This is a genomic window from Pseudoalteromonas sp. MSK9-3 (assembly GCF_003590335.1).
In the GTDB taxonomy this organism is placed as follows: domain Bacteria; phylum Pseudomonadota; class Gammaproteobacteria; order Enterobacterales; family Alteromonadaceae; genus Pseudoalteromonas.
Genome location: NZ_MIET01000036.1, coordinates 119603 through 141952, shown reverse-complemented (window position 1 = coordinate 141952; position 22350 = coordinate 119603). Strand labels below are relative to the sequence as shown.

The 22350-nt window shown below is 43.5% G+C and carries 21 protein-coding genes; 8 read left to right on the top strand and 13 right to left on the bottom strand.

All coding sequences use genetic code 11. The features are described from left to right. The first annotated feature begins 352 nt into the window (after nucleotides 1-352). Complete coding sequence (locus BGP78_RS17750; RefSeq protein ID WP_119862630.1) at nucleotides 353-883, top strand: gamma carbonic anhydrase family protein; 531 nt, start codon at nucleotides 353-355, stop codon at nucleotides 881-883. Here the strand turns inward: BGP78_RS17750 and BGP78_RS17745 are convergent. After that, nucleotides 869-1111 carry a DUF1488 domain-containing protein gene (locus BGP78_RS17745; protein WP_119862629.1) on the bottom strand — a complete coding sequence of 81 codons (243 nt, stop codon included), beginning with the start codon at nucleotides 1109-1111 and terminating at the stop codon, nucleotides 869-871. The genes BGP78_RS17750 and BGP78_RS17745 overlap by 15 nt on opposite strands. Nucleotides 1112-1113: 2 nt before the next feature. Then, nucleotides 1114-1932, bottom strand: coding sequence for a shikimate dehydrogenase (gene aroE / locus BGP78_RS17740; protein ID WP_119862628.1), 819 nt, complete (start codon nucleotides 1930-1932; stop codon nucleotides 1114-1116). A gap of 30 nt (nucleotides 1933-1962) precedes the next feature. Between aroE and BGP78_RS17735 the strand changes: the two genes are divergently transcribed. Next, nucleotides 1963-2412, top strand: a complete 450-nt coding sequence (locus tag BGP78_RS17735; RefSeq protein ID WP_119862627.1) for a group II truncated hemoglobin — start codon at nucleotides 1963-1965, stop codon at nucleotides 2410-2412. Between the two features lie 103 nt (nucleotides 2413-2515). Further along, the gene (locus tag BGP78_RS17730; RefSeq protein ID WP_119862626.1) at nucleotides 2516-4123 is read left to right on the top strand and encodes a methyl-accepting chemotaxis protein; all 1608 of its coding nucleotides are present in this window, start codon (nucleotides 2516-2518) and stop codon (nucleotides 4121-4123) included. Between the two features lie 72 nt (nucleotides 4124-4195). On the opposite strand, the gene hemF is transcribed toward BGP78_RS17730, so the two are convergent. The 6 genes from hemF to BGP78_RS17700 all read right to left on the bottom strand — a co-directional run bounded on the left by hemF (nucleotide 4196) and on the right by BGP78_RS17700 (nucleotide 9084). Next, nucleotides 4196-5116, bottom strand: coding sequence for an oxygen-dependent coproporphyrinogen oxidase (hemF, locus tag BGP78_RS17725; protein WP_119862625.1), 921 nt, complete (start codon nucleotides 5114-5116; stop codon nucleotides 4196-4198). 6 nt (nucleotides 5117-5122) lie between these two features. Beyond that, complete coding sequence (locus BGP78_RS17720; protein WP_259386370.1) at nucleotides 5123-5749, bottom strand: L-threonylcarbamoyladenylate synthase; 627 nt, start codon at nucleotides 5747-5749, stop codon at nucleotides 5123-5125. After that, entirely contained in the window at nucleotides 5704-6273 is a 570-nt protein-coding gene (locus BGP78_RS17715) for a type I DNA topoisomerase (protein WP_119862624.1), read from the bottom strand. Before BGP78_RS17715 ends, BGP78_RS17720 begins: the two co-directional genes overlap by 46 nt. 97 nt (nucleotides 6274-6370) lie before the next feature. Further along, nucleotides 6371-6844: a DUF494 family protein gene (locus tag BGP78_RS17710; RefSeq protein ID WP_119862623.1), complete on the bottom strand. Its 474-nt coding sequence runs from the start codon at nucleotides 6842-6844 to the stop codon at nucleotides 6371-6373. 2 nt (nucleotides 6845-6846) lie between these two features. Next, on the bottom strand, nucleotides 6847-7938 hold the full coding sequence (gene dprA, locus BGP78_RS17705) for a DNA-processing protein DprA (protein WP_119862622.1): 1092 nt from the start codon (nucleotides 7936-7938) through the stop codon (nucleotides 6847-6849). Between the two features lie 24 nt (nucleotides 7939-7962). Next, the gene (locus BGP78_RS17700) at nucleotides 7963-9084 is read right to left on the bottom strand and encodes a LysM peptidoglycan-binding domain-containing protein (RefSeq protein ID WP_119862621.1); all 1122 of its coding nucleotides are present in this window, start codon (nucleotides 9082-9084) and stop codon (nucleotides 7963-7965) included. A gap of 118 nt (nucleotides 9085-9202) precedes the next feature. Between BGP78_RS17700 and def the strand changes: the two genes are divergently transcribed. From def to trkA, 4 genes are read left to right on the top strand one after another with little or no spacing between them, the layout of a single operon-like run. Further along, nucleotides 9203-9712 (top strand): peptide deformylase, encoded by a 510-nt coding sequence (def, locus tag BGP78_RS17695; RefSeq protein WP_119862620.1) that lies wholly within the window; start codon nucleotides 9203-9205, stop codon nucleotides 9710-9712. Between the two features lie 33 nt (nucleotides 9713-9745). Next, the gene (gene fmt, locus BGP78_RS17690; protein ID WP_119862619.1) at nucleotides 9746-10690 is read left to right on the top strand and encodes a methionyl-tRNA formyltransferase; all 945 of its coding nucleotides are present in this window, start codon (nucleotides 9746-9748) and stop codon (nucleotides 10688-10690) included. Next, complete coding sequence (gene rsmB / locus BGP78_RS17685) at nucleotides 10690-11976, top strand: 16S rRNA (cytosine(967)-C(5))-methyltransferase RsmB (protein ID WP_119862618.1); 1287 nt, start codon at nucleotides 10690-10692, stop codon at nucleotides 11974-11976. The genes fmt and rsmB overlap by 1 nt, the downstream gene beginning before the upstream one ends. Before the next feature lie 16 nt (nucleotides 11977-11992). Further along, nucleotides 11993-13369, top strand: coding sequence for a Trk system potassium transporter TrkA (gene trkA / locus BGP78_RS17680; protein ID WP_119862617.1), 1377 nt, complete (start codon nucleotides 11993-11995; stop codon nucleotides 13367-13369). Between the two features lie 18 nt (nucleotides 13370-13387). Here the strand turns inward: trkA and BGP78_RS17675 are convergent, their stop codons facing one another. The 5 genes from BGP78_RS17675 to BGP78_RS17655 form a co-directional block, all read right to left on the bottom strand. Further along, a complete protein-coding gene (locus BGP78_RS17675; protein ID WP_119862616.1) occupies nucleotides 13388-14074 on the bottom strand; it encodes a flagellar brake protein in 687 nt (228 codons plus the stop codon). Between the two features lie 327 nt (nucleotides 14075-14401). Then, nucleotides 14402-15853, bottom strand: a complete 1452-nt coding sequence (locus tag BGP78_RS17670; protein ID WP_119862615.1) for a TrkH family potassium uptake protein — start codon at nucleotides 15851-15853, stop codon at nucleotides 14402-14404. A gap of 50 nt (nucleotides 15854-15903) precedes the next feature. Beyond that, entirely contained in the window at nucleotides 15904-16518 is a 615-nt protein-coding gene (locus BGP78_RS17665; protein WP_119862614.1) for a YigZ family protein, read from the bottom strand. A gap of 70 nt (nucleotides 16519-16588) precedes the next feature. Next, nucleotides 16589-17911 carry a Xaa-Pro dipeptidase gene (gene pepQ / locus BGP78_RS17660; RefSeq protein ID WP_119862613.1) on the bottom strand — a complete coding sequence of 441 codons (1323 nt, stop codon included), beginning with the start codon at nucleotides 17909-17911 and terminating at the stop codon, nucleotides 16589-16591. A gap of 107 nt (nucleotides 17912-18018) precedes the next feature. Next, nucleotides 18019-19905, bottom strand: coding sequence for a transglycosylase SLT domain-containing protein (locus BGP78_RS17655; protein ID WP_119862612.1), 1887 nt, complete (start codon nucleotides 19903-19905; stop codon nucleotides 18019-18021). Nucleotides 19906-20180: 275 nt separating this feature from the next. On the opposite strand from BGP78_RS17655, the gene fadB reads away from it, so the two are divergent. Continuing rightward, nucleotides 20181-22343, top strand: a complete 2163-nt coding sequence (gene fadB, locus BGP78_RS17650; protein WP_119862611.1) for a fatty acid oxidation complex subunit alpha FadB — start codon at nucleotides 20181-20183, stop codon at nucleotides 22341-22343. Nucleotides 22344-22350: the final 7 nt, after the last annotated feature.

Genomic DNA, 22350 nt, shown 5'->3' with positions numbered 1-22350 from the left:
TCGCTAGGGCTGCGCATGTTACGCTTTCCTATTTTTTTGTCAACACTTAATTTTAAACATTTTCTTAAGTGAAAAGCTAAACTAAGTTTTACTTGACGCTGACTCGTTTCAATTTGCTTTTCAGCGTGTTGCTCCGTGTCAGTGGGGTCGCATTATAGGGAGATGGAGAAAAAGCGCAAGCTTTATTTGAAGAAAAGTAATAAAAATAACGTGTTCGAGCAAAATTACAACGAAAGCTCTATTTTTGCTACTTTTATGCACGATATACGATGTTTAAATCACCTATAGCCTAACAACGCAGTTAGTTTTACACTAGCCCTATTAGAATACTCTCTCAAACTGGGGCATTTAAATGCTAAGAAGCTATAAAGGGATCACACCCACTCTTCATGAATCTACTTATATAGATGAGTCAGCAGTACTCGTTGGCAACATCACGATTGGTAAAGACAGCAGTGTTTGGCCTCTCGTCGCCGCAAGGGGTGATGTTAACTATATAAAAATAGGCGAGAGAACTAACGTACAAGATGGTTCTGTATTACATTTAACCCGCGCAACGGCCAATAACCCAAGTGGCTATCCATTGATCATTGGCGATGACGTCACTGTTGGTCATAAAGTTATGCTGCACGGGTGCACATTAGGAAATAGAGTTCTGGTGGGAATGGGTGCAATTGTTATGGATAATGTCACCGTAGAAGATGATGTGATCATTGGTGGTGGCTCATTAGTGCCACCAAACAAGACCCTACAAGGGGGCTTTCTGTATGTTGGCAGCCCTGTAAAGCAAGCTCGACCATTAAATCCTGAGGAACTTGCATTTTTAGCAGTATCAGCACAAAACTATGTACAACTTAAAGATGAATACTTACAAGAAAGCTAGTTTAATACTGCCATCAGGTTGATACGTTTCATCCTCAATTAATTGCTCAGCTTGAATTTCATAATCGAATTGATGCTGAGCAAAATGCGCCAACGCCTTACTTTGCTCATTAAAGGGGGTTGCAATAATACAAGGTACTATCATACCCGAGACCATCGCATTAAAAGTAAGCGTACATGACACCACATCAAACTCTATTTGATCATTAAACAAAATACCTTGATTCATTATTAACTCGCTTCTCTCATAACTTGGTACACTACTTCTGTATCTGGCAGTGTATCTCGCCATAACAGGTAGGCCTCAGCCGCTTGCCCGACCAACATCCCTAGACCATCGACTAACTTACACTGCGCATTATATTGCGATACCCACTTTAAAAAGCTCGTAGTCTCATCAGCATAAAACATATCGTAGGCAAATTGACACTGTGCAATAAGATGGGCATCAATATTAGGGACTTGCCCTGACACACTCAACGATGTGCTGTTAATCACGATGTCAAAGCGCTCATTCGGAATTTCATCAAGTGCATAACTACTAACGGCGCCGTAAGAGTGAAACTGTTTGGCTAAAATAGTGGCTTTCTCAACAGAGCGATTGGCTATTACTATTTCCTTTACACCCGCGCATAGTAAAGGGTAAATACAGCCTCGTGCCGCGCCACCCGCACCCAACAATAATAACCGTGCGCCATTCAGCTGTGCGCCTTGGTCAATTAAGTCTTTAACTAACCCAGCGCCATCGGTATTGTCGCCCAACAATCGGCCGTTTTCTAAACGTTTCAACGTATTTACAGCGCCAGCTAATTTCGCCCGCTGTGTGAGCGTATCAGCTAACGCATAAGCCTGCTCTTTGAAGGGCAAGGTTATATTAGCGCCACACCCACCGCTAGAAAAAAATGCTTCAACACTTGATTGAAAACCATCTAATGGTGCTAAAATCGCTTCATAACTCAGCGTATCACCACATTGCTTTGCAAATTGCTGATGAATAGCCGGTGATTTCGAATGTTTTATGGGGTGTCCAAACACCGCGTATTTATCCATTTATTTTTAGCCTAGAAGTTAGCAACAATCATGAAGCAGTTAATTAAACGCATCTTTAATAAAGATGCAAGTAAAGTTGCAGCGCAGCCCGCTCCGACCCCAGAGAAAACTCCCTATGAAATCATTGGCGGCGAACAAGGCGCGCGCGCTTTAGCCAATCGCTTTTACGACATAATGGCATCAGACCCTTACGCCAAACCGCTTTATGATATGCACCCGCAACCCTTAGATAGGATCAGGCAGGTATTTTTTGAGTTTCTTTCTGGTTGGTTAGGCGGACCAGATTTGTTTGCTGAGAAATATGGTCACCCGAGATTACGTCAAAGACACATGCCCTTTCCCATTGATACTGCGCTCAAAGAGCAATGGATGTACTGCATGAACAAAAGTTTGGATATAGAAATAGATAACCCTTTATTGCGAGAAGGCTTGCGTAATTCGCTTGATCAACTAGCAAGCCATATGATCAATCAACACTAAACATATTATCAATGTGTAAATTAGCGCAATACTTATTGCGCTAAGTCAAATTTAGCCTGGTATAAAAAGCGCATAATACACGTCTGTTTTTCTCGAATGAGCGGTGCGTGTGAAATCTATTCAACATAAAATTTATGCTTTGCTGGCAATTACCGGTCTGTTGGTTCTGGTCGCGAGTATATTAAGTAATAGCCACCAGCAACAAACCCTTGCTCAAGATACTGTTGAGAACAATATTAGGTTATTAGCAGACAACTATTTCGACTCTATAAATACCATGATGCTCACTGGCACCATGGCAAACCGAGAAATACTCAGTAACAAACTGCGCGATCACCCCAATATTGAAGATGCTCATATTATTCGCTCTACACAGGTCAATAAACTCTATGGGCAGGGCAATCAAAATCAATCACCAGCGAATGATGCTGAAATTGCGGCGCTCAATGGCACTGAAACATTAGTTATCGAACAGCGTAATGATGACCGGATCATGACCTATTTAAAGCCGATGATCGCAAGCAGCGATTACAAGGGCACAAATTGCCTCGGCTGCCATCAGGCTAATGAAGGTGATGTGTTAGGCGTGGTACGCATTAGTTACTCCTTAACAGATATAGACAATACAGTTCACCAGAACACGCTACTTAGCACCGGTTTACTCTCTACTATTTTCTTGTTTACCTTTATCATTCTGGGCGGTTTGTTCAGAAAGCTATTTATTGTCAGGTTAAAAGCCTTAGGTAAAACCATGCGCCTAGCGACCCAAAATAAAGATTTGAGCCTGCGAATTAACGATACTGTCGATGATGAACTAGGCCGCTTAGCCTGCAACTTTAATAAAATGATGGCGTCGTTTACTGATAACATTGCTCAAGTCTCCCACTCAGCTAAAATCCTCATCCAATCCGCTGAAACCATTTATACCTCTGCTGATACCACTGAACGCGCTATCTTAGAACAAAAGCAAGGCACTGACTCAGTAGCAGCTGCCATTAATGAACTCGAAAGTTCATCGAGTGAAGTTAAAAATACCACGCATTTTGCCTCAGAAAAATCAGAGAGCAGTAATCACCTTGCTGAACAAAGTATGGCAATCGCTAACCATACTGAGCAAAGTATTAATCAACTTGCAATGGATGTTCGCCAAGCGGGTGAACAAGTGAGTCAGCTGCAGTCACAAACACTGGAAGTCGGTAAAGTACTAGAAGTGATCAGCAGTATTGCTGAGCAAACTAACCTGCTTGCGCTTAATGCTGCAATTGAAGCCGCACGAGCTGGTGAAGCCGGCCGCGGATTTGCCGTAGTGGCAGATGAGGTCAGAACCCTTGCAACTCGTACTCATGATTCTACCGATGAAATAAAACGCACCATCGAAAAATTGCAAAGTGAAGCCACACATACTGTAAAAGCAATGAATGCATCATGTGAAGAAGCCGATGAACGTGCACAACAAGTCAAACAGGTTGCGCAAGCACTCAAAGATATCTCTGCACAAATGCATGAGATTAATGATCTTAATGTACAAATTGCAGATGCCACAGAGCAGCAAAACTTAGCAGCTGAAGAGATAAACCAAAGTGTTGTCGCTATTCGGGATAACGCTGAGCAATCATTGGTTGATGCGCATGCCAGCAAAAATGTCAGTGAAGAGCTGCTAAACCTAGCTCGTTCACTTGATGAGCAAGTTCGAAATTTTAAGCTCGATTAACTCAATTCTGATCTATGTTAAGCAAAAAGGCACCATCATTGGTGCCTTTTTTATATCTTGGTACAATTGAGTTTAGTTTTGTTGACCCAACCAATCTTGTGGTTTTAAGAAATGATCGTACAACGCAAACTCTGCACTACCTGGTTCTGGGGTAAAGTTATACTCCCAACGCGCCAAAGGTGGCATAGACATTAATATAGACTCTGTGCGCCCCCCAGTTTGCAAGCCGAATAAAGTGCCTCTATCCCACACTAAGTTAAATTCAACATAACGACCACGACGATATAGTTGAAACTGGCGTTCATGCTCGCCATACGGAGTCTCTTTACGACGTTCTATTAGTGGTACATACGCATCTAAGAAGCCATTCCCCACAGCCTGCATAAAGGCAAAGCTTTTATCAAAGCCCCACTTATTTAAATCATCAAAAAATAACCCACCCACACCGCGGGTTTCTTGACGATGCTTTAAATAAAAATAATCATCACACCACTTTTTATAGTCATCATAAATTGTGTCTCCAAACGGTTGGCATAAATCTTTAGCAACTTGGTGCCAATGCTTTACATCATCCAGTACTGGGTAAAAAGGCGTTAAATCAAACCCACCACCAAACCACCAAATAGGCGCTTCGCCTTCTTTTTCGGCGATAAAAAACCGCACGTTGGCATGACTGGTCGGTATGTGTGGGTTTTTTGGATGAATAACCAAAGACACCCCACACGCATGAAAGCTTCTACCAGCAAGTTCAGGTCGGTGTGCGGTGGCAGATGCAGGCATGGATTTACCAAACACATGCGAGTAATTGACCCCACCTTGCTCTATTACCGCACCATCCCGAATGACCCGCGTTCTTCCGCCGCCACCTTCGGTGCGCTGCCACTCATCTTCAACAAATGTAGCTTGTCCATCAGCTTGTTCTAAGCCGTCACAAATACGATCTTGTAATGACAATAAGAAAGCCTTTACCGTCTCTAAATTAACATTGGCCATAAACGATTAATTCCCTCTCAATACCGCACCGGTCAGTGCGTGCTTTATTTGACTCGGCGCGTTGGCTCCACCTAACGGTGCATCAACGTAAAAACCGACTTGCTTGGTAAAGACGTGTTTCGCTTCATCTAAACTTGCCACAGGGTCTTGGCCTGACAGGTTGGCACTGGTTGACACCAGCGGTTTGCCAAATTGCTGACATAACGCTTTAACTGTTGGATGCGCAGTGACACGCACGGCAATTGTACTATGTGCACCAGTTAACCATTTAGGTGTGCTCTGTTTGGCTGGCAATACCCACGTCACACCACCAGGCCAAGAAGAAAAAATATCTGCGCGTTTATCCATGGGGATCTGCGCATCATCAACATAAGGCAAACATTGGCTATAATTATCTGCAATTAAGATAAGCCCCTTAGCAACATCTCTTTGCTTAATGGCTAACAACGCTTCCACCGCGTTTTGGTTATCAGGATCACAACCTAAACCATACACGGCTTCAGTTGGATAGCAGATCACTTGGCCTTGCTGTAAAGCATGTACGGCACTGACAGGCTCAATCGATGTGGCATTTTCAGGTGTATTACTCACTGCGGTTTCTCTATTTTGTGCTGGCAGGATTTTTGTGGACATTGTAACACAGCTTTTCCTGCCCTTTGTTTTTCTAACATCACGCCCCAACCACACTCTGGGCAAGGATGTGCAACCGGTTGCTGATTCACGCTATATTTGCATTTGGGGTAGCAGTCACAAGAGTAAAAGAACTTACCAAATTTGTTTTTACGTTTCGCTAACTGGCCTTTTTTACATTTAGGACAGCCAACTTCTTCTGACTGTTCTTCTTGTTCTTCATGCACAATATAATCACATTGAGGATACCCCGTGCACCCAATAAACATGCCATAACGGCCATTACGGATCACCAAAGGGTTACCACATTCTGGGCAAGGAGACTCTTCTAAAACTTTAATGTCATGATTATCGTGCTGAACTAACGGGGTGATATGTTCACAAGCTGGGTAACTTGTGCAACCTAAGAACGGACCATTTTTACTGTGCTTCATCACTAATGCTGAGCCACATTCAGGGCACGCTTCATGCTCTTTGTCTAATGCGTGTTGCTGTGCATTAAATAATGAAGGGTCAATTTTGGTCATAGTATCTACTGAGGCTGCACATATTTGCGCCTAATATAACTCCATCACATCTTGGGTCAAGGAGTTATATTCATTAAACTAATAAACCCAACCTGTATCAATGCAAATACTCGGTTGGTTCATCAAAAATAAGGTCTTCCATTTGTGCATAAGCGTGTTCTTTTCCTGGTACGTTAAACAACACCATTAAAATAACCCACTTTAAATCATCTAAACCAATATACGCTTTTTCTAACGCAAACAGTCTGTCGATGATCATTTCTCGTGTCACACTATCAATCACGCCAACTTGTTCTACAAACATAATAAAGCCTCGGCATTGTATGTCTAACATCTGGCATTCTTTTTCAGTGTATATTCGGATGGCTTTATCTGCAGTAGCATTTAGATAAGGGACCTCGTCGCTGTGCTGTAAGTCAGCAAGCTGCTCTAACCAATCCAATGCTTTATAAATTTCGTCTTGATTAAACCCTGCCCGTAACAATTCGTCAGTTAACTCGTTTTGTTCAACAAAAATATCCGCTTCGCTGTGGATATAGTTTTCAAATAAGTACATTAAGATATCAAACATAACTAGCCCCTCGCTAATTTGATATAGCCGTTCAATACACGCTCTACTTTATCTTCTAATTCTAGATCGAGTAAACGCGCGACGACTTGTTCAACTGGCCATTGTGTTCTTTGCGTCAAGGTATCGACACTCGTTACCTCAAACCCAAGGTTTTCCAATACTGGGCAATCCTCCTGTGGCGCCTCATTTTCTGCTATACTCTCTATAGTATATAGACTGTTTTCAGACAAAAAGCTCACTTCTTCAAGAATATCACTGACATGTTCTGTGAGTTTTGCGCCTTGTTTCAGTAAAAAATGGCACCCTTGTGATAATGGATTTTTGATAGACCCTGGAATGGCAAATACTTCTCTATCTTGCTCCAGTGCATATCGAGCAGTGATCAGCGACCCGCTTTTAATCTCCGCCTCAACCAATACCACCCCTAATGCCAAGCCTGAAATAATTCTATTTCTACGCGGAAAATTGCACGCATTCGCCAAAACACCGGGTAAAAACTCACTCACAATTAACCCCCGCTCAGCAATCTGCTGATACAGTAAATGGTGACGCTTTGGGTAAATGACATCAGCACCGGTACCAAGCACCGCTATGGTCTCTCCGGTATTTGCCAATGCCCCTTTGTGTGCAGCACCATCAATGCCACGCGCCAACCCCGAGGTAACCACCAAACCAGACTGGATTAATTGATATGCAAATTCGGACGCTATTTCTAATCCAGTGGGTGTTGCACTACGACTTCCGACAATCGCAATTTGAGGCCGCATAAGTAAGTCTATGTTCCCTTTACAAAATAATAAGAGCGGTGCGGTAGAGATCTGTTTTAATTGCACAGGGTAACGATTATCAAAATATGACACGATAGTGATAGATAAGTTCGCACAACGCTGAATAACCTCATCAACATGTTGCCAGTTTATATTGGTCAGTTGCGTAACGATAGGATCGTTTAGACCGAGTCTCTGCAGTTCTTTGGCTGTTGCACCAAACAACGAATTCAAATCGATTTTATCCATTAAGGCTTTAATACTGGCCAAGCCCAAGCCTTTGCATAAATAGAGCGCCATACAGCGCGATAATGAAAGTTGCGACATGCTCCCTCCTTAGAGCATTCGAGTTTAGTCTGCGCTAACAGTATCCCCCACCCGAATTGGTCGTATTGATTTAATTACCATGGCATAACTAATGTCGTCATATACTTTAAAGACCATCAGTTCACCCACCTTTTCCTTAGGCATAGTCCAAACGACGCTATTCTCTGTGTTTTCTTTACCAAAAAGCTCTCTAACATCCTTTATGAACTTTTCTAAACCATTGGCATCTTCCACATAGCGAGGGCCACTATCACCTTCGATAACTGTAGGTGATTGCTTCTTAATATCAAGGATATGTCCTTCTTTTAGCTGTGATTGGCTCCCTAAGTTAATTACAACCACGGCCGTTGTGCCAAACTCTCTTAATTTATTGGTACTCGCAATAATAGTACCTTCACTGATTTTTTCTGGGCGCTCCATATTGAACTGCACTGTATAGCTTTGGCCTTGAGAGATGGGTAACAGTACATCACCAGACTTTATCTCTTGTTTAATCATCTCAACTTCAACAGATGATGGGATACCTTGACTGAGGTCTCCCGAGCGAGTCACTCGGCCTGAGCCCACTAATCGCGTTTCATACGCCAGTGTTGATCCTGTCACAGGGTCTATATACGGCTCACCCTGACGATAAATACCATAATTGGCTGCCCGTATTAAATTGCCTTTAACATAAAGGGTGTGCCCTAACGTAGTCATTTTTACATTATGGCTTGCGCCCAGCACCATAGGGCTTTTTTGCAACGCATCTTTATCGAGTGCCTGTTCATACTCTAAAAATGGTTCGATCATTGCTAAAGGCAGAGTTGGAATTGCCGTATTTTTTTGTACCACAACCCGCCCACTTGGGGATAACTTTTTAATACCTTTATCGAGCATTAAAATAGGCCGACCTTGTTGATCATATTTTAATACCAAAACATCCCCCGGATAAATTTTATCAGGGTTGCTCACTTGAGGGTTCCACTGCCATAACTGACGCCATTCCCAAGGTGTTTTTAAATACAGGTTAGAAATGTCCCATAATGTGTCACCTGTTTTCACTGTGTACTGTGCCGGTGCATTATTTTTCAAATCTAAAGACTCTGCAAATACAGAAAAAGAGGCACTCATGGCCAGTAGTAGCGCAGCAATTGGGTATTTCATTACGGCTTCCTTGAGTTATTTTTAGATATTATCAACCAAAACCTGTTAAAGGGGAACGTGAATGGCTAAAATAAGAACATACAATATCGCATTTTTTGCTCAACTGTAAAAGGTAACTATGGCAAAGTTAGAAGTACTTAGATTTCCAGATGAACGCTTACGCACTGTGGCGCAACCTGTCACCGATGTAAATGATGAAATTCGTCAGATTGTAAAAGACATGAAAGAAACCATGTATGACGAAAATGGGATTGGTTTAGCAGCCACTCAAGTCAATATTCACCAGCGTATTGTCGTGATTGACGTATCAGAAGAACGCAATGAAGCAATGGTATTGATCAATCCTGAAATCATTGAAAAAAGCGGCTCTACCGTTAGTGAAGAAGGCTGTTTATCTGTTCCGTATTCATATGCAAAAGTTGATCGTGCCGAAAGCGTTAAAGTAAAAGCGCTAGATGAAAATGGCAAAGAGTTTCATTATGACGCTGATGGACTATTGGCGATTTGTACGCAACATGAACTCGACCATTTACTTGGTAAACTCTTCATCGATTATTTGTCGCCACTTAAGCGCCAACGTATTCGTAAAAAGCTAGAAAAAGAAGCCAAACTTGCTTCTCGCGCTTAATTCATATTAATCATTTTTGCATTGGATAATTCAGTGACCTCACCACTACGCATCGTTTTTGCCGGTACGCCCGATTTTGCTGCGCGCCACTTAAGTGCCCTTATTGACTCTCAACATGATGTTGTGGGTGTTTATAGCATGCCTGACCGCCCTGCTGGCCGCGGAAAAAAATTAAAAGCCAGTGAAGTAAAAACATTGGCGCTTGAACATGATTTACCCGTTTTTCAACCAGACACATTTAAGTCTGAAGAAGCTCAAGCGGAATTGGCCGCATTAAATGCAGATGTGATGATTGTTGTCGCATATGGTTTATTACTGCCTAAAGCGGTATTAGATACACCTAAGCTGGGTTGTTTGAATGTACACGGTTCAATTTTACCGCGCTGGCGCGGTGCTGCACCGATTCAACGCGCGTTATGGGCAGGCGATGCTGAAACTGGCGTGACTATTATGCAAATGGATGAAGGGTTAGATACCGGCGATATGCTTCACATTGCAACTTGCCCTATCACCGCACAAGATACCAGTGCGAGTCTTTATGATAAATTAGCTGAGTTAGGTCCAACGGCTTTATTAGACACCCTTGATTTATTGGTAACTAATTCCGCTAAGCCTGAAAAGCAAAATGATGATTTAGCCAACTATGCTAAAAAACTCAGTAAAGAAGAAGCCAATATTGACTGGACTATGCCCGCCACACAAATTGAACGCAATATTCGCGCGTTTAACCCGTGGCCCGTCTGCTTTACTTCGATGCAAGCGCAAGCCGTCAAAATTTGGCACGCAACCGTCGTCGACGAGCAAGGTGAAGCTGGTACTGTGCTACGCAGCGACAAGCATGGCGTTGTTATCGCGTGTGGCGAACATGCATTAGCTATTACTCAACTGCAACCACAAGGTAAAAAACCGATGTCAGCGCAAGATTTTCTTAATGGTCGTGCTGAGTGGGTAACCGCTGGTACTAAGGTGGGTCAATAATGGCGAATGTACGCGCACTGGCTGCAGAAGTACTTTATCAAGTCGTTGATAAAGGCCAATCACTCAACACCCAACTCCCCTTAGCGGCAAACAAAGTGCATGGCAAAGACAAAGCGCTATTACAGCAGATCTGTTATGGCGTATTACGCTACTTGCCTACGCTCGAGCACTACTGTCAGCAACTGTTAGAGCAGCCATTAAAAGGGAAAAGGCGTGTTTATCAATTTGTGCTGTATGTGGGCATGTATCAATTGCAATATATGCGCGTGCCAGAACATGCCGCAGTAGCAGAAACCGTTGCGGCAGTAGAATCAATGCGTGCGCCTGGTTTAAAGGGGCTGATCAATGCCATTTTACGCACTTTTCAGCGTCAGCAGGAAGAGTTAGAAGCCAGTGCCAATTTAATTCCAGTATGCCAATTTAATCACCCAGGCTGGTTTATTAAAAAGCTACAAGCTGCGTACCCAGATACATGGCAAGATATTTTACATGAGAACCAACAGCAAGCGCCAATGTGGTTACGCGTCAATCAGCATCATTATACTACCGCTGAATATAGCGAAATGCTTGATGAAGATGGCATAGAGCACAGTGTAGAATCTGCATACCCAGATGGTATTTTACTTGATAAACCTTGTGATGTGTTCACCTTACCAGGATTCAGAGAAGGTGCTTGCTCAGTACAAGACGCTGCTGCACAAATGGCCGCAAGACTCTTAGACCCACAAGAGAATGATCGCATTTTAGACGCCTGTGCCGCTCCGGGTGGAAAAACATGTCATATTCTTGAGTTGGCCGACGCACACGTACACGCATTAGATGCCGACGACCAACGTCTAGAAAGAGTAGAGCAAAACTTAAAACGCATCGGATTACACGCAGAGTGTATCCATGCCGACGCCTCAACCCCTGACACATGGTGGGATAACACCCCTTATGATCGTATTTTGTTAGATGTGCCATGTTCAGCGACAGGCGTGATCCGCCGTCACCCAGATATTAAATGGCTACGCCGAAAAACAGACATTGATGATCTGGCTGAGCTGCAAGCGTCAATACTCAACAATATCTGGCCACTACTCAAGCCGGGTGGCACATTAATTTATGCAACCTGCTCTGTATTACCAGAAGAAAATACACAGCAAGTCGCTACGTTCTTAGCGAATAACCAAGATGCAATCCATCACCCGCTTCATGACAATGACACACCTGAACATCCTGGTCTGCAATTGTTACCGGGACTCAGTGATGGCTTTTACTATGCCAAGCTAACTAAACAACAATAATTATAAGTAAACCAATATGAAGATCATTATCTTAGGGGCCGGACAAGTTGGTGGCACACTCGCAGAAAACCTCGTGGGTGAACAAAATGAAATCACCGTCGTGGATATCGATGGAGACCGATTACGTGAGCTACAAGACAAGTACGACTTGCAAGGTGTTACTGGTCACAGTGCGCATCCCGATATTTTGCGTCAAGCGGGCGCAGAGGACGCTGATATGATCATCGCAGTGACCAGTTCAGATGAAGTGAACATGGTTGCTTGTCAGGTTGCTTATAGTATTTTTAATACGCCGACTAAAATTGCTCGGATCCGGTCTGAGCAATACTTAAAATACCGTGAAAAGCTATTTCACAATGACGACTTACCAGTAGATCACTATATTGCACCAGAGCAATTGGTAACCAAGTATATTCGTCGCCTTATTGACTACCCAGGCGCACTACAGGTTCTGCAATTTGCTGAAGGCATGTTGTCATTGGTTGCCGTAAAAGCCTATTACGGGGGATTATTAGTTGGCTACGCCCTTTCTGCACTGAAAGAGCATATTCCGAACGTAGATACTCGTGTCGCAGCAATTTATCGTCAAGGTAAAGCCATTAAACCGCTTGGTACTACTGTTATTGAAGCCGATGATGAAATCTTCTTCATCGCGGCAACAAAGCACATTCGTGCCGTGATGAATGAACTGCAAAAACTGGAACAATCCTATCGTAAAATTATGATTGCGGGCGGTGGTAATATCGGTGCCGGACTTGCACGTTCACTGGAAAAGAATCACAGTGTTAAGCTCATTGAAAGAAACCATACTCGTGCTGCTCAATTATCTGAAATGCTTGATAATACCGTGGTATTTTGTGGTGACGCCTCTGATCAAGAGTTGCTCTCGGAAGAACATATTGAACAAGTCGATGCGTTTATTGCTGTCACTAATGACGATGAAGCGAATATCATGGCGGCCATGCTTGCAAAGCGCATGGGGGCACAAAAAACCATGGTGCTTATTCAACGTGGCGCATATGTAGACCTTGTTCAAGGTGGAGAAATTGATATTGCTATTTCTCCGCAGCAGGCCACCATTTCAGCCCTGCTCACACACGTACGTCGCGGTGATATTGTAAACGTATATTCATTGCGAAAAGGTGCTGCTGAAGCAATTGAAGCCGTGGCACATGGCGATGAAACCACCTCAAAAGTAGTCGGCCGCTCTATCAGAGATATTAAGTTGCCAGTCGGTACCACCATTGGTGCTATTGTCAGAGATGACGATGTGCTTATAGCCCATGACGATACGGTTATTATGTCGGGAGATCACGTCATTATGTTTTTAATCGACAAGCGCCAAATAAGTGTTGTTGAAAAGTTATTCCAAGTCAGTGCGCTATTTGTCTAGCGCACTGTGATCACTCATTTACGAGCTTTCTTCGTGTAATATAGATAAATCAATTAAATACTCTTTCAGAATATTTTCCATCACATGCTGCTCATCAGTCAACCGAATACCCAATGCAATGGTGTCATCTTGTGGATGCAGGCTGCAAATCGAGCCAGACAAAGTAATTTGCTGATTGTTTTTACCTTCGAGTAGAACCTTACAGTCCTGCTCTTTCATACTCGCGGTATCCCTGCTGTCTTCATGATGAATATCAAATTGTAAGCCCGATAAAGAAATATCCTTAATTACCCCAACACAGGAATGCTCAGCTAAATTAATGACCGCAGGAATAAGCGTAGGTACGCGAGTTTGCGCGCGTAAACAATAAGTTTGTACTTGAGCTGGCGGCGTTAAAAAAATCAGCCGAGCTGGGTGAGAGGTTATTGATTGAATCGTGGTTTTAAAGGCGATGACTTGACCCTCGCCATGCTCTAAGAGCGCCCGAACGATCACCGTACAGCCTTCCTTAACATGATCAATTGCAGCGCCAAGACGTTTAGAGCTCGGGTGCTTCAACACTAAAAACTGCCCATCAAGTTGGCCTATATATTCCGTTTTCAAACGCTTTGAGCCTGCAGGCATAACCACTTCAATATCAATTACGCTCCCTGCAGGGATTTGCGCAAGATGGTGTCCGCTTCCTGCGGCACTGGTCTTTAACATCACTAAACCTTAATAATGTAGTCATTGGACGGCGCTATTCCGTCATAAATAACAAGTGCAAACTTGCCTATGTAATTGTCAATTAAAAACCTATATGCCTGTAATTGCAAGCCAGTCTATTCAGTAAGCCCACCGTAAAAACAATAAATTAGAGGGAATTATACGCTCAATAACAACGGCTCCTAGGCGCAATTTCAAACAGGGTACCACTGTACATGTTTTAGATTAGGTCGATTAAATGACGAAGGTATGAATGAGGAAAGAGGAAATAAAAAAACGAAACAAGAAGTGGTGCCTCTGACACAGAGGCACCGCAAGACCCTATATTTAACCGCGCCAAAAAGTCGGAGTAAATAACACCAGTAAAGTGAATATCTCTAAACGCCCAAATACCATCGCAATCGTTAGTATCCACTTGGCCGTGTCAGTAATATCGCCATAATGTGCTGCAACTTCTCCGAGCCCAGGACCCAAGTTATTCAAACATGCGGCAGTCGCTGAAAAGGCCGTAATGTTATCCATGCCCGTGCCTAGCAACGCAATCATGATAATCACAAAGACAAGGGCGTAAGCAGAAAAGAATCCCCATACCGCTTCTACAACTTTGTCTGGCAATGCTTTACGACCTAATTTAATCGAGTAAATGGCACGCGGATGTACCAAGCGATTAAGCTCTCTCACACCTTGTAGGTAAAGTAAGAAAACACGCACAACCTTCATACCACCGCCTGTTGAGCCAGCACATCCCCCAATAAAGCTAGAAAAAATAAGTAAGATTGGCAAAAACAGTGGCCATGCCGCAAAATTGTCAGTTGCAAAGCCGGCTGTGGTACTAATAGAAACCGCTTGGAATAGCGCCTGATCTAACGTTTCATCACCATTCATATACACTTGATTTGAAGACAAAACAGCAAAGCACAGTACCACCAATGCCAATTGAATGAATAGGAAGACTTTAAACTCTGGATCTCGCAAATATACGCGTACATTTCGACTCGACACCGCCGCATAGTGTAATGAAAAATTCACCGCCGCAATGATCAAAAACACCACACAAATAATGTTTATAAGTGGGCTGTCAAAGTGACCCATCGACGCATCATAGGTCGAGAACCCGCCAATGGCGATGGTTGAGAAAGCATGACAAATGGCATCAAACCAACCCATGCCTGCAGCCCAATAAGATACCGTGCACGCCGCCGTCAGTGACACATAGATATACCAAAGGTGTTTGGCGGTGTCTGCTATACGCGGGGTCATTTTAGAGTCTTTGACGGGCCCAGGTGTTTCAGCACGATACAACTGCATACCACCCACGCCAAGCATAGGTAATACCGCGACGGCCAGTACAATGATCCCCATACCGCCAAGCCATTGTAATTGCTGACGATAGAACAGCACTGATTTGGGCAAATGTTCTATGCCTGTCAGTACCGTAGCCCCTGTGGTGGTCAAACCCGAAAATGCCTCAAACACGGCATCCGCAAGAGAAAGACTTGGGGTTTGTAAAAAGATCAACGGCACCGATGCGAAAAACCCTAGAACTAACCAGAACAGCACCACAATTAAAAAGCCCTCTCTGGCTTTCAAGTCGCCTTTTTCTTTACGGTTGGGATAATAAGCAAGCATCCCTATCGCAATGCTAAATACGAAAGCTAAAACGAATGGCACACCACCACCGTCTTTATAGATCAATGACACCAATGCTGGCGGTACCATGGTAATACTAAATAACGCCACCAGTTGGCCGAGAATTTTAATGATGGTACGAAATTGCATGCTGCTTTTCGCTTTTTATGATTATTAAGACTAATTTAGCACCAATTGTCTTATTCTTTGATAGTTAACTCAACCACACCGTTACTTAAATCAAAAATTTCTTGCCGTGCTTGCTGTACTTGTCGGTGATCTAGACTAATTTGCCAACTCACCGCCACCCCATAGTCTTTCTCAATAGATAAAATCGTAAAGTGAGAGTGTAAGTACTGCTCAATCACACCTTGTAAGGCATAATCAGACTCACCAACGAGTGTCACAGCCGGAATTTTTAAACTCGTCTGCAGTTGTGCTAAGGCATTATTGAGTGAGCCACCATACGCACGTACCAACCCGCCGGTGCCTAACTTAATGCCGCCAAAATAACGCGTTGTTACCGCCGTTATCTCCCCTAGCCCAGATCCGGTAAGCACATTTAACATGGGCTTGCCTGCTGTACCATTTGGTTCCCCATCATCAGAAAACCCATAAACATGGCTACCACCAGGTTGCCCTGCCACATGCGCCCAGCAGTTATGGCGTGCGTCAGGGTAATCCTCATTTATCTTTTTTATGAAGGCTTTTGCATCATCAAGCGTTGGCGTATGGGCAATATGCACGATGAAGGTGCTTTTTTTTATTTCTTCGTGAAATTTTAGCGTTTCACTGGGGATATAGTATTCTGACATACACTCATTATGTACCTTAAAACAAAAGGGAGCATCACGCTCCCTCATTTTAACTCAAACTCATCGTGTCTTAATCTAAGTCCAAATCTCGTGTCATATTCTCAAGCCTATCATCATGCACAATGATGTTATCTTCTATTCGAATACCACCGTAAGGCTTAAACTCAGCCACTTTATCCCAATTGATATACTGCTTATTGTCCGTTTCAGCTAAATCACCGAGTAATGAGTCAATGAAATACAGCCCAGGCTCAATGGTAAATACTTGTCCCGCTTCAATACGGCGCGTACAACGTAAGAATGGGTGCCCTTCTGGCGGATCTTGATGTGTACCAGACTCATCAGCCATAAACCCACCCATGTCATGTACTTGCAGACCCAAATGGTGACCTAAGCCATGTGGGAAGAACGTTGACGTGATCCCTTTAGCAACAATCTCTTCTGCTGGTAGCTTGACGATATTAAATTCAGCTAACACTTGCGCTACACGGTTATGGCAATCAATATGCAATTCACCATATAGTTTACCAGGTTGTAATGCCTTACCTAACGCAATCTGATGCTCATTCATAACAGACACTAAATCAGCAAATTGGCCTTGTTTAGCAAAATCATAAGTACGGGTGATATCAGACGCATAGCCATGAAAGTTTGCGCCCGCATCAATTAAAAATGAACGATGTTGTGCCGGTGCCTGACGATCAAAGTGCGTGTAATGTAAAATGGCACAGTTGTCATTTAAGGCCACAATATTGCCATAAGGCGTATCATTTTCCATATGTGATGTGGCGTTCAAATAGGCTTGTTGAATACCAAACTCTGACGCACCAGCATAAAATGCATCACGCGCAGCAGTATGACCAAGCACCGCCAAGCGGTTTGCTTCACGTAAACACACTAACTCATACTGTGTTTTATAGGCACGATGAAAGTGTAAGTAATTCATCACCGGCTCTGGGTTCATTTGTGTAAAGCCAAGGGCTTGTGCTACTTCTAAGTACTCACCGATGTAACCGTATCCTGCTTTATCGTAAGGCAGAAATTTTTCAACTTGATCAGGCTTTAATAATAATTGAATATCAAAATAATCAGCCCAAAAATCACTTGGCTCATCCGGCACTTTATGCCAAAAATCAACCGGTCGATAAAATATTAACTTAGGCTTATCTGTGCCATTGACCACTAACCAGCAATGCGGATTATCAATCACTGGCAACCATGCCTTAAACTGTGGGTTTACCTTGAACGGGTAATACATATCATCTAAGAATTGACGTTTAGCCTGACCTGAATGGATCACAAGCCCTTCAAGCCCTTCACGTTCTACGATAGTTTTTGTGCGCTGCTGTAACGTTGCAATATGCTCAGCATAATATTGTGCTAGTTGTTCCATGGTGTACCCATTAAGTTTAATCTACCAATAAATCCAGTCTATCATAAGCGCTAAAAGCCAATCCAGCGAAGTCGCTAGATTGACGCTGTGATAACACCAGAGTCGACTCACCCACCAATTTTCATATCCAAGATTGGTGCCAATACATTGCCGTCGCGACCCATTTTAGTATGGTAAACTTGGCGATACGCAAAGACGTTTTTAACGTAATCACGAGTTTCTTTATAGGGGATCAATTCAATCCATAACTCCGCAGGTATGGCTTCATCGGGCAACCACTTTTTAATGCGGTGGTAGCCTGCATTGTAAGACGCAGTCGCCAGGATTTCATTCCCCTGATTTTTCTTTTTCAAATACTCTAAATAATCGGTCCCTATACGAATGTTGGTGACAGGCTGAAATAGCTTTTTCTTCGACACACGCTGCTTACTCACGTAACGAGCGGTGCTTGGTAACAACTGCATTAATCCATACGCGTTGGCGTGTGACCTTGCATCCGGTGCAAACGAACTTTCACGACGCGCAACCGCAATACTCCACGCCATATCAATATGGTTTTTCTTACTATAGCGCGTGAATAATGCCTCGTACGCCATCGGGAAACGTAAATCGACATAATCCCATGCCTTAATTTCAGCAAGCGTAAAAATCGTGCTGTCGTACCACTGTAAGTCAGCCGCTAACATAGAGGCAGCCAGCTTTTCTGCCGTACTCGAGGTATTGGTTAAATAGTTCCACTCTCTGCGCGCTTGCGTGTATCGTTTCATCTCATACAACGCCTTAGCACGCATAAAACCCGGTGCATGCGATACTTTTTCTAACAGCGATGGCGGTACATCTAGCGACTTGGTGTTGAGCGACACAGGCAAGCCAAGCCGTCCAGCCGCTAAAAAGCCATAGTAATCCCTCTTTCCTGCAATGCTTTGCCACAACTCACGGGCTTGACCCATATCGCCCCGACGAGCATGGCTGTAAGCCAACCAATAGGTTTGTCCATTACTCAAATCATTCATGGGGGCAAATAGCGCAGTGATCCCTGCCCAATCTTGCTCTTTGAGCATGTTGCTCATCATCCATTGCTTTAACTTACTATCTTGTTGTGCTGGCGGGACTTTATTAAGCCAAAATTTAGCCTGAGGGTGTCCTTTTGATGCTAACGCCAAAGCAAACCTGTAAGCCACACTGTCTTTTTGTGCTTGTGTAAAAGCAAACATGGTTTGTAGCTTGTCCCATGCTCGAAGCGCCAACTTCTGATCTCGCCAAATTAAACGACGCACCCCATACACCGCAATTTCAGCTTCTTTGGCTGAGCGGTTTTTATAACGATATAGACCCGCAGACGCGCTCGGATCTTGGCGTACCTTGGTGTATAAGTCAGCTAAATAAGCTTGGTTCTTAGGTAGTAGCTTTTTTAAGTAGCGTAGCAAAGACGTTTGCCCGCCTTGGGCCGCCTTGGTGATCCGTTGCCACACCAATGCCTCACTCATATAGTTGGCACTTTGCCACTGCTTAAATAAACCATTACATGCACGCGGCTGAGATTTACCCACTACCCACAAAGGCGTTACCTGATCTAAAATTGCTTTTTTAGGTGCGCCTAAATCAAGTTGATATTGCAAGTAACTGCAGTGTAATTCAGCGTCTTTCGTCGGTTGGTAATATTCTATGAATAGTGCTTTTTTGCCACGCTTTTTCAAATACTTTAACCAGCTTGACCGCACGGGCCACTCTAACGGAGTCCCGTCATATACCGATAAATAGCGTGCAATATCGGCTTGATATTTTAATTTACTATTTCGCTTGTAAAAGGCCATTTCAACATAAGGCTTTAAGGGGTGATCTAGCGACTTTAATGAGTGTTGAAAGGCATTATATTGCCCTGACCACGCGACTCGCTCTGCCGCTTTAAATGTTTTATGGGTGTCTTGTGCACAAGAAAACCAGCTAAATAGCCCAATGCTGGTAGCAGCGACACCTAAGATCCATGCTCTCATAGTGACCTTAATTCAAATTATTTAAGTAACGTGTGGATGCACCACACCAATTGTGTACTACAGTTGTTATCTAAGAAAACGCCTCAGCATAGTGACTTACCTTATCTATACTGAAGGTGAATAAAATCAACACCCCCACCATAGCATCAATATTTATGCTTTTTAATAATATGAGAAATGCAGCACAAATTTTTCATTGCAATTTTTATTTAAAGCGGCCAAACTGGGTGAAATAGCAACTCATCGTACCAGTGTTACCACACGGGAGAACAAGCATGTTATATAAGAGTGAGTCCTTTGTTGTTGATTTCTGCAAAGGCAAAATCGCTGAATTTAAGTTTTGTATGCCAGGTTCGGTTAATAAACTGTCTCAGCAAACCCTATCTGAATGCGCTAAAGCATTTGCCGAATTACGCCAACGTGACGATATTGACGCGATGGTATTCACCAGTGATAAAGATCACTTCATCATTGGTGCCGATATATTTGAATTTTTACCGACCTTCCAGCGCCCAGAAGAAGAACTTATTGGCTGGATAAAAGAAGCAACCGACGTATTTGATGCCATCGAAGATTTACCTTTCCCTACTGCGTCAGCAATCAATGGTTTAGCGCTTGGTGGCGGGTGTGAGTGGTTACTAGCTACTGACTTTCGTTTAGCTAGTACCTCAGCAAAAATTGGCTTACCTGAAGTTAAACTCGGGATCATGCCAGGGTTTGGTGGCACGGTACGTTTACCAAGAATTATTGGTGCCGACAATGCCATGACCTGGATCACCACAGGTAAAGAAAATCGCGCGAACGATGCACTTAAAGTCGGCGCTGTTGACGGTGTGGTTGCACCGGAAAAACTATTCGACGCAGCGGTCCGCGTATTAGAGCAAGCTGTTGAAGGTAAGCTCGATTGGCAAGCAAAACGCCAAGTAAAACTTTCACCATTGAAGCTAAATAAAGTAGAGCAAGGCATGAGTTTTGCGATGGCTGAAGGCATGGTTATGGGCAAAACCAAAGGTCACTACCCAGCACCAGTGATGGCGGTAAGAACCATTAAAGCAGCCGCAAATAGCACTCGTGATGAAGCAATGGCCATTGAAAATGCCAATTTTGCCAAGCTAGCGAAAACAGCAGAAGCTGCCGCACAAACCGGGATCTTTTTAGCAGACCAATACATCAAAGGCGTTGCTAAAAAGCAAGCTAAAGCATCACAGCTTGAGATCAAACAAGCAGCGGTACTCGGTGCGGGCATTATGGGCGGCGGTATTGCTTATCAGTCTGCTTATAAAGGCACACCGATTGTCATGAAAGACATCAACCAAGCAGCGCTTGATTTAGGCATGAATGAAGCAGCCACCATTCTTGGTAAAAAAGTAAAACGTGGTCATATGGCCATGGATAAAATGGTCGCAACACTTGGTAAAATAAAACCAACGCTTGAAGATCGTGATTTAGCCAATTCTGATATTGTGGTTGAAGCGGTCGTAGAGCACCCGAAGGTAAAACAGACGGTGCTAGCAGGTCTTGAAGAACAGCTGCCAGAAGGCACTATATTAACGTCAAATACATCCACAATTTGTATTGATGAATTAGCAACTGCGCTAAAACGTCCAGAAGATTTCTGTGGTATGCACTTTTTCAATCCAGTGCCAAAGATGCCATTGGTTGAAATTATTCGCGGTAGTAAAACCTCTGATGCAACCATTAACGCGGTGGTTGATTACGCCTTAAAGCTTGGTAAATCGCCTATTGTTGTAAACGATTGCCCAGGCTTCTTTGTAAACCGAGTTTTATTTCCTTACTTTGCAGGCTTCAGTCAACTTGTGGTTGAAGGCGCCGACTTTAGTCAAATAGATAAAGTGATGGAAAACGTATTTGGTTGGCCTATGGGCCCGGCTTACCTGCTCGATGTGGTAGGTATTGATACTGCTAATCATTGTACGGGTGTTATGGCTGATGGGTTCCCTGAACGCATGGCACGCCAAGAAAAAGATCCTGTGGCTGTATTAGCGAATGCAGAACGTTATGGTCAGAAAAATAAAGTCGGGTTTTATCAGTATGCACCAGACAGAAAAGGTCGCCTGAAAAAATCTAAAGATGCAGCAAGCCTTGAGCTATTGGCAAGTATTTGTGGATCAAGCCAAGCGTTTGATAAACAAACCATCATTGAACGCTGTATGGTGCCGATGCTAAATGAAGTCCTGTTATGCTTACAAGAAGGGGTGGTTGCCTCGGCACAAGAAGCAGACATGGCACTGATTTACGGTATTGGTTTCCCACCATTTAGAGGCGGTGCATTCCGTTACTTGGATCAAGTAGGACTGGCTAACTTTGTCGCTATGGCAGATAAATATGCGCACCTAGGTGCCATTTACCAAGTATCTGAACAAACCCGAGAGTGGGCAAAACAAAGTAAAGTGTTCTATTCAGTGGAGGGTCTATAATATGTCT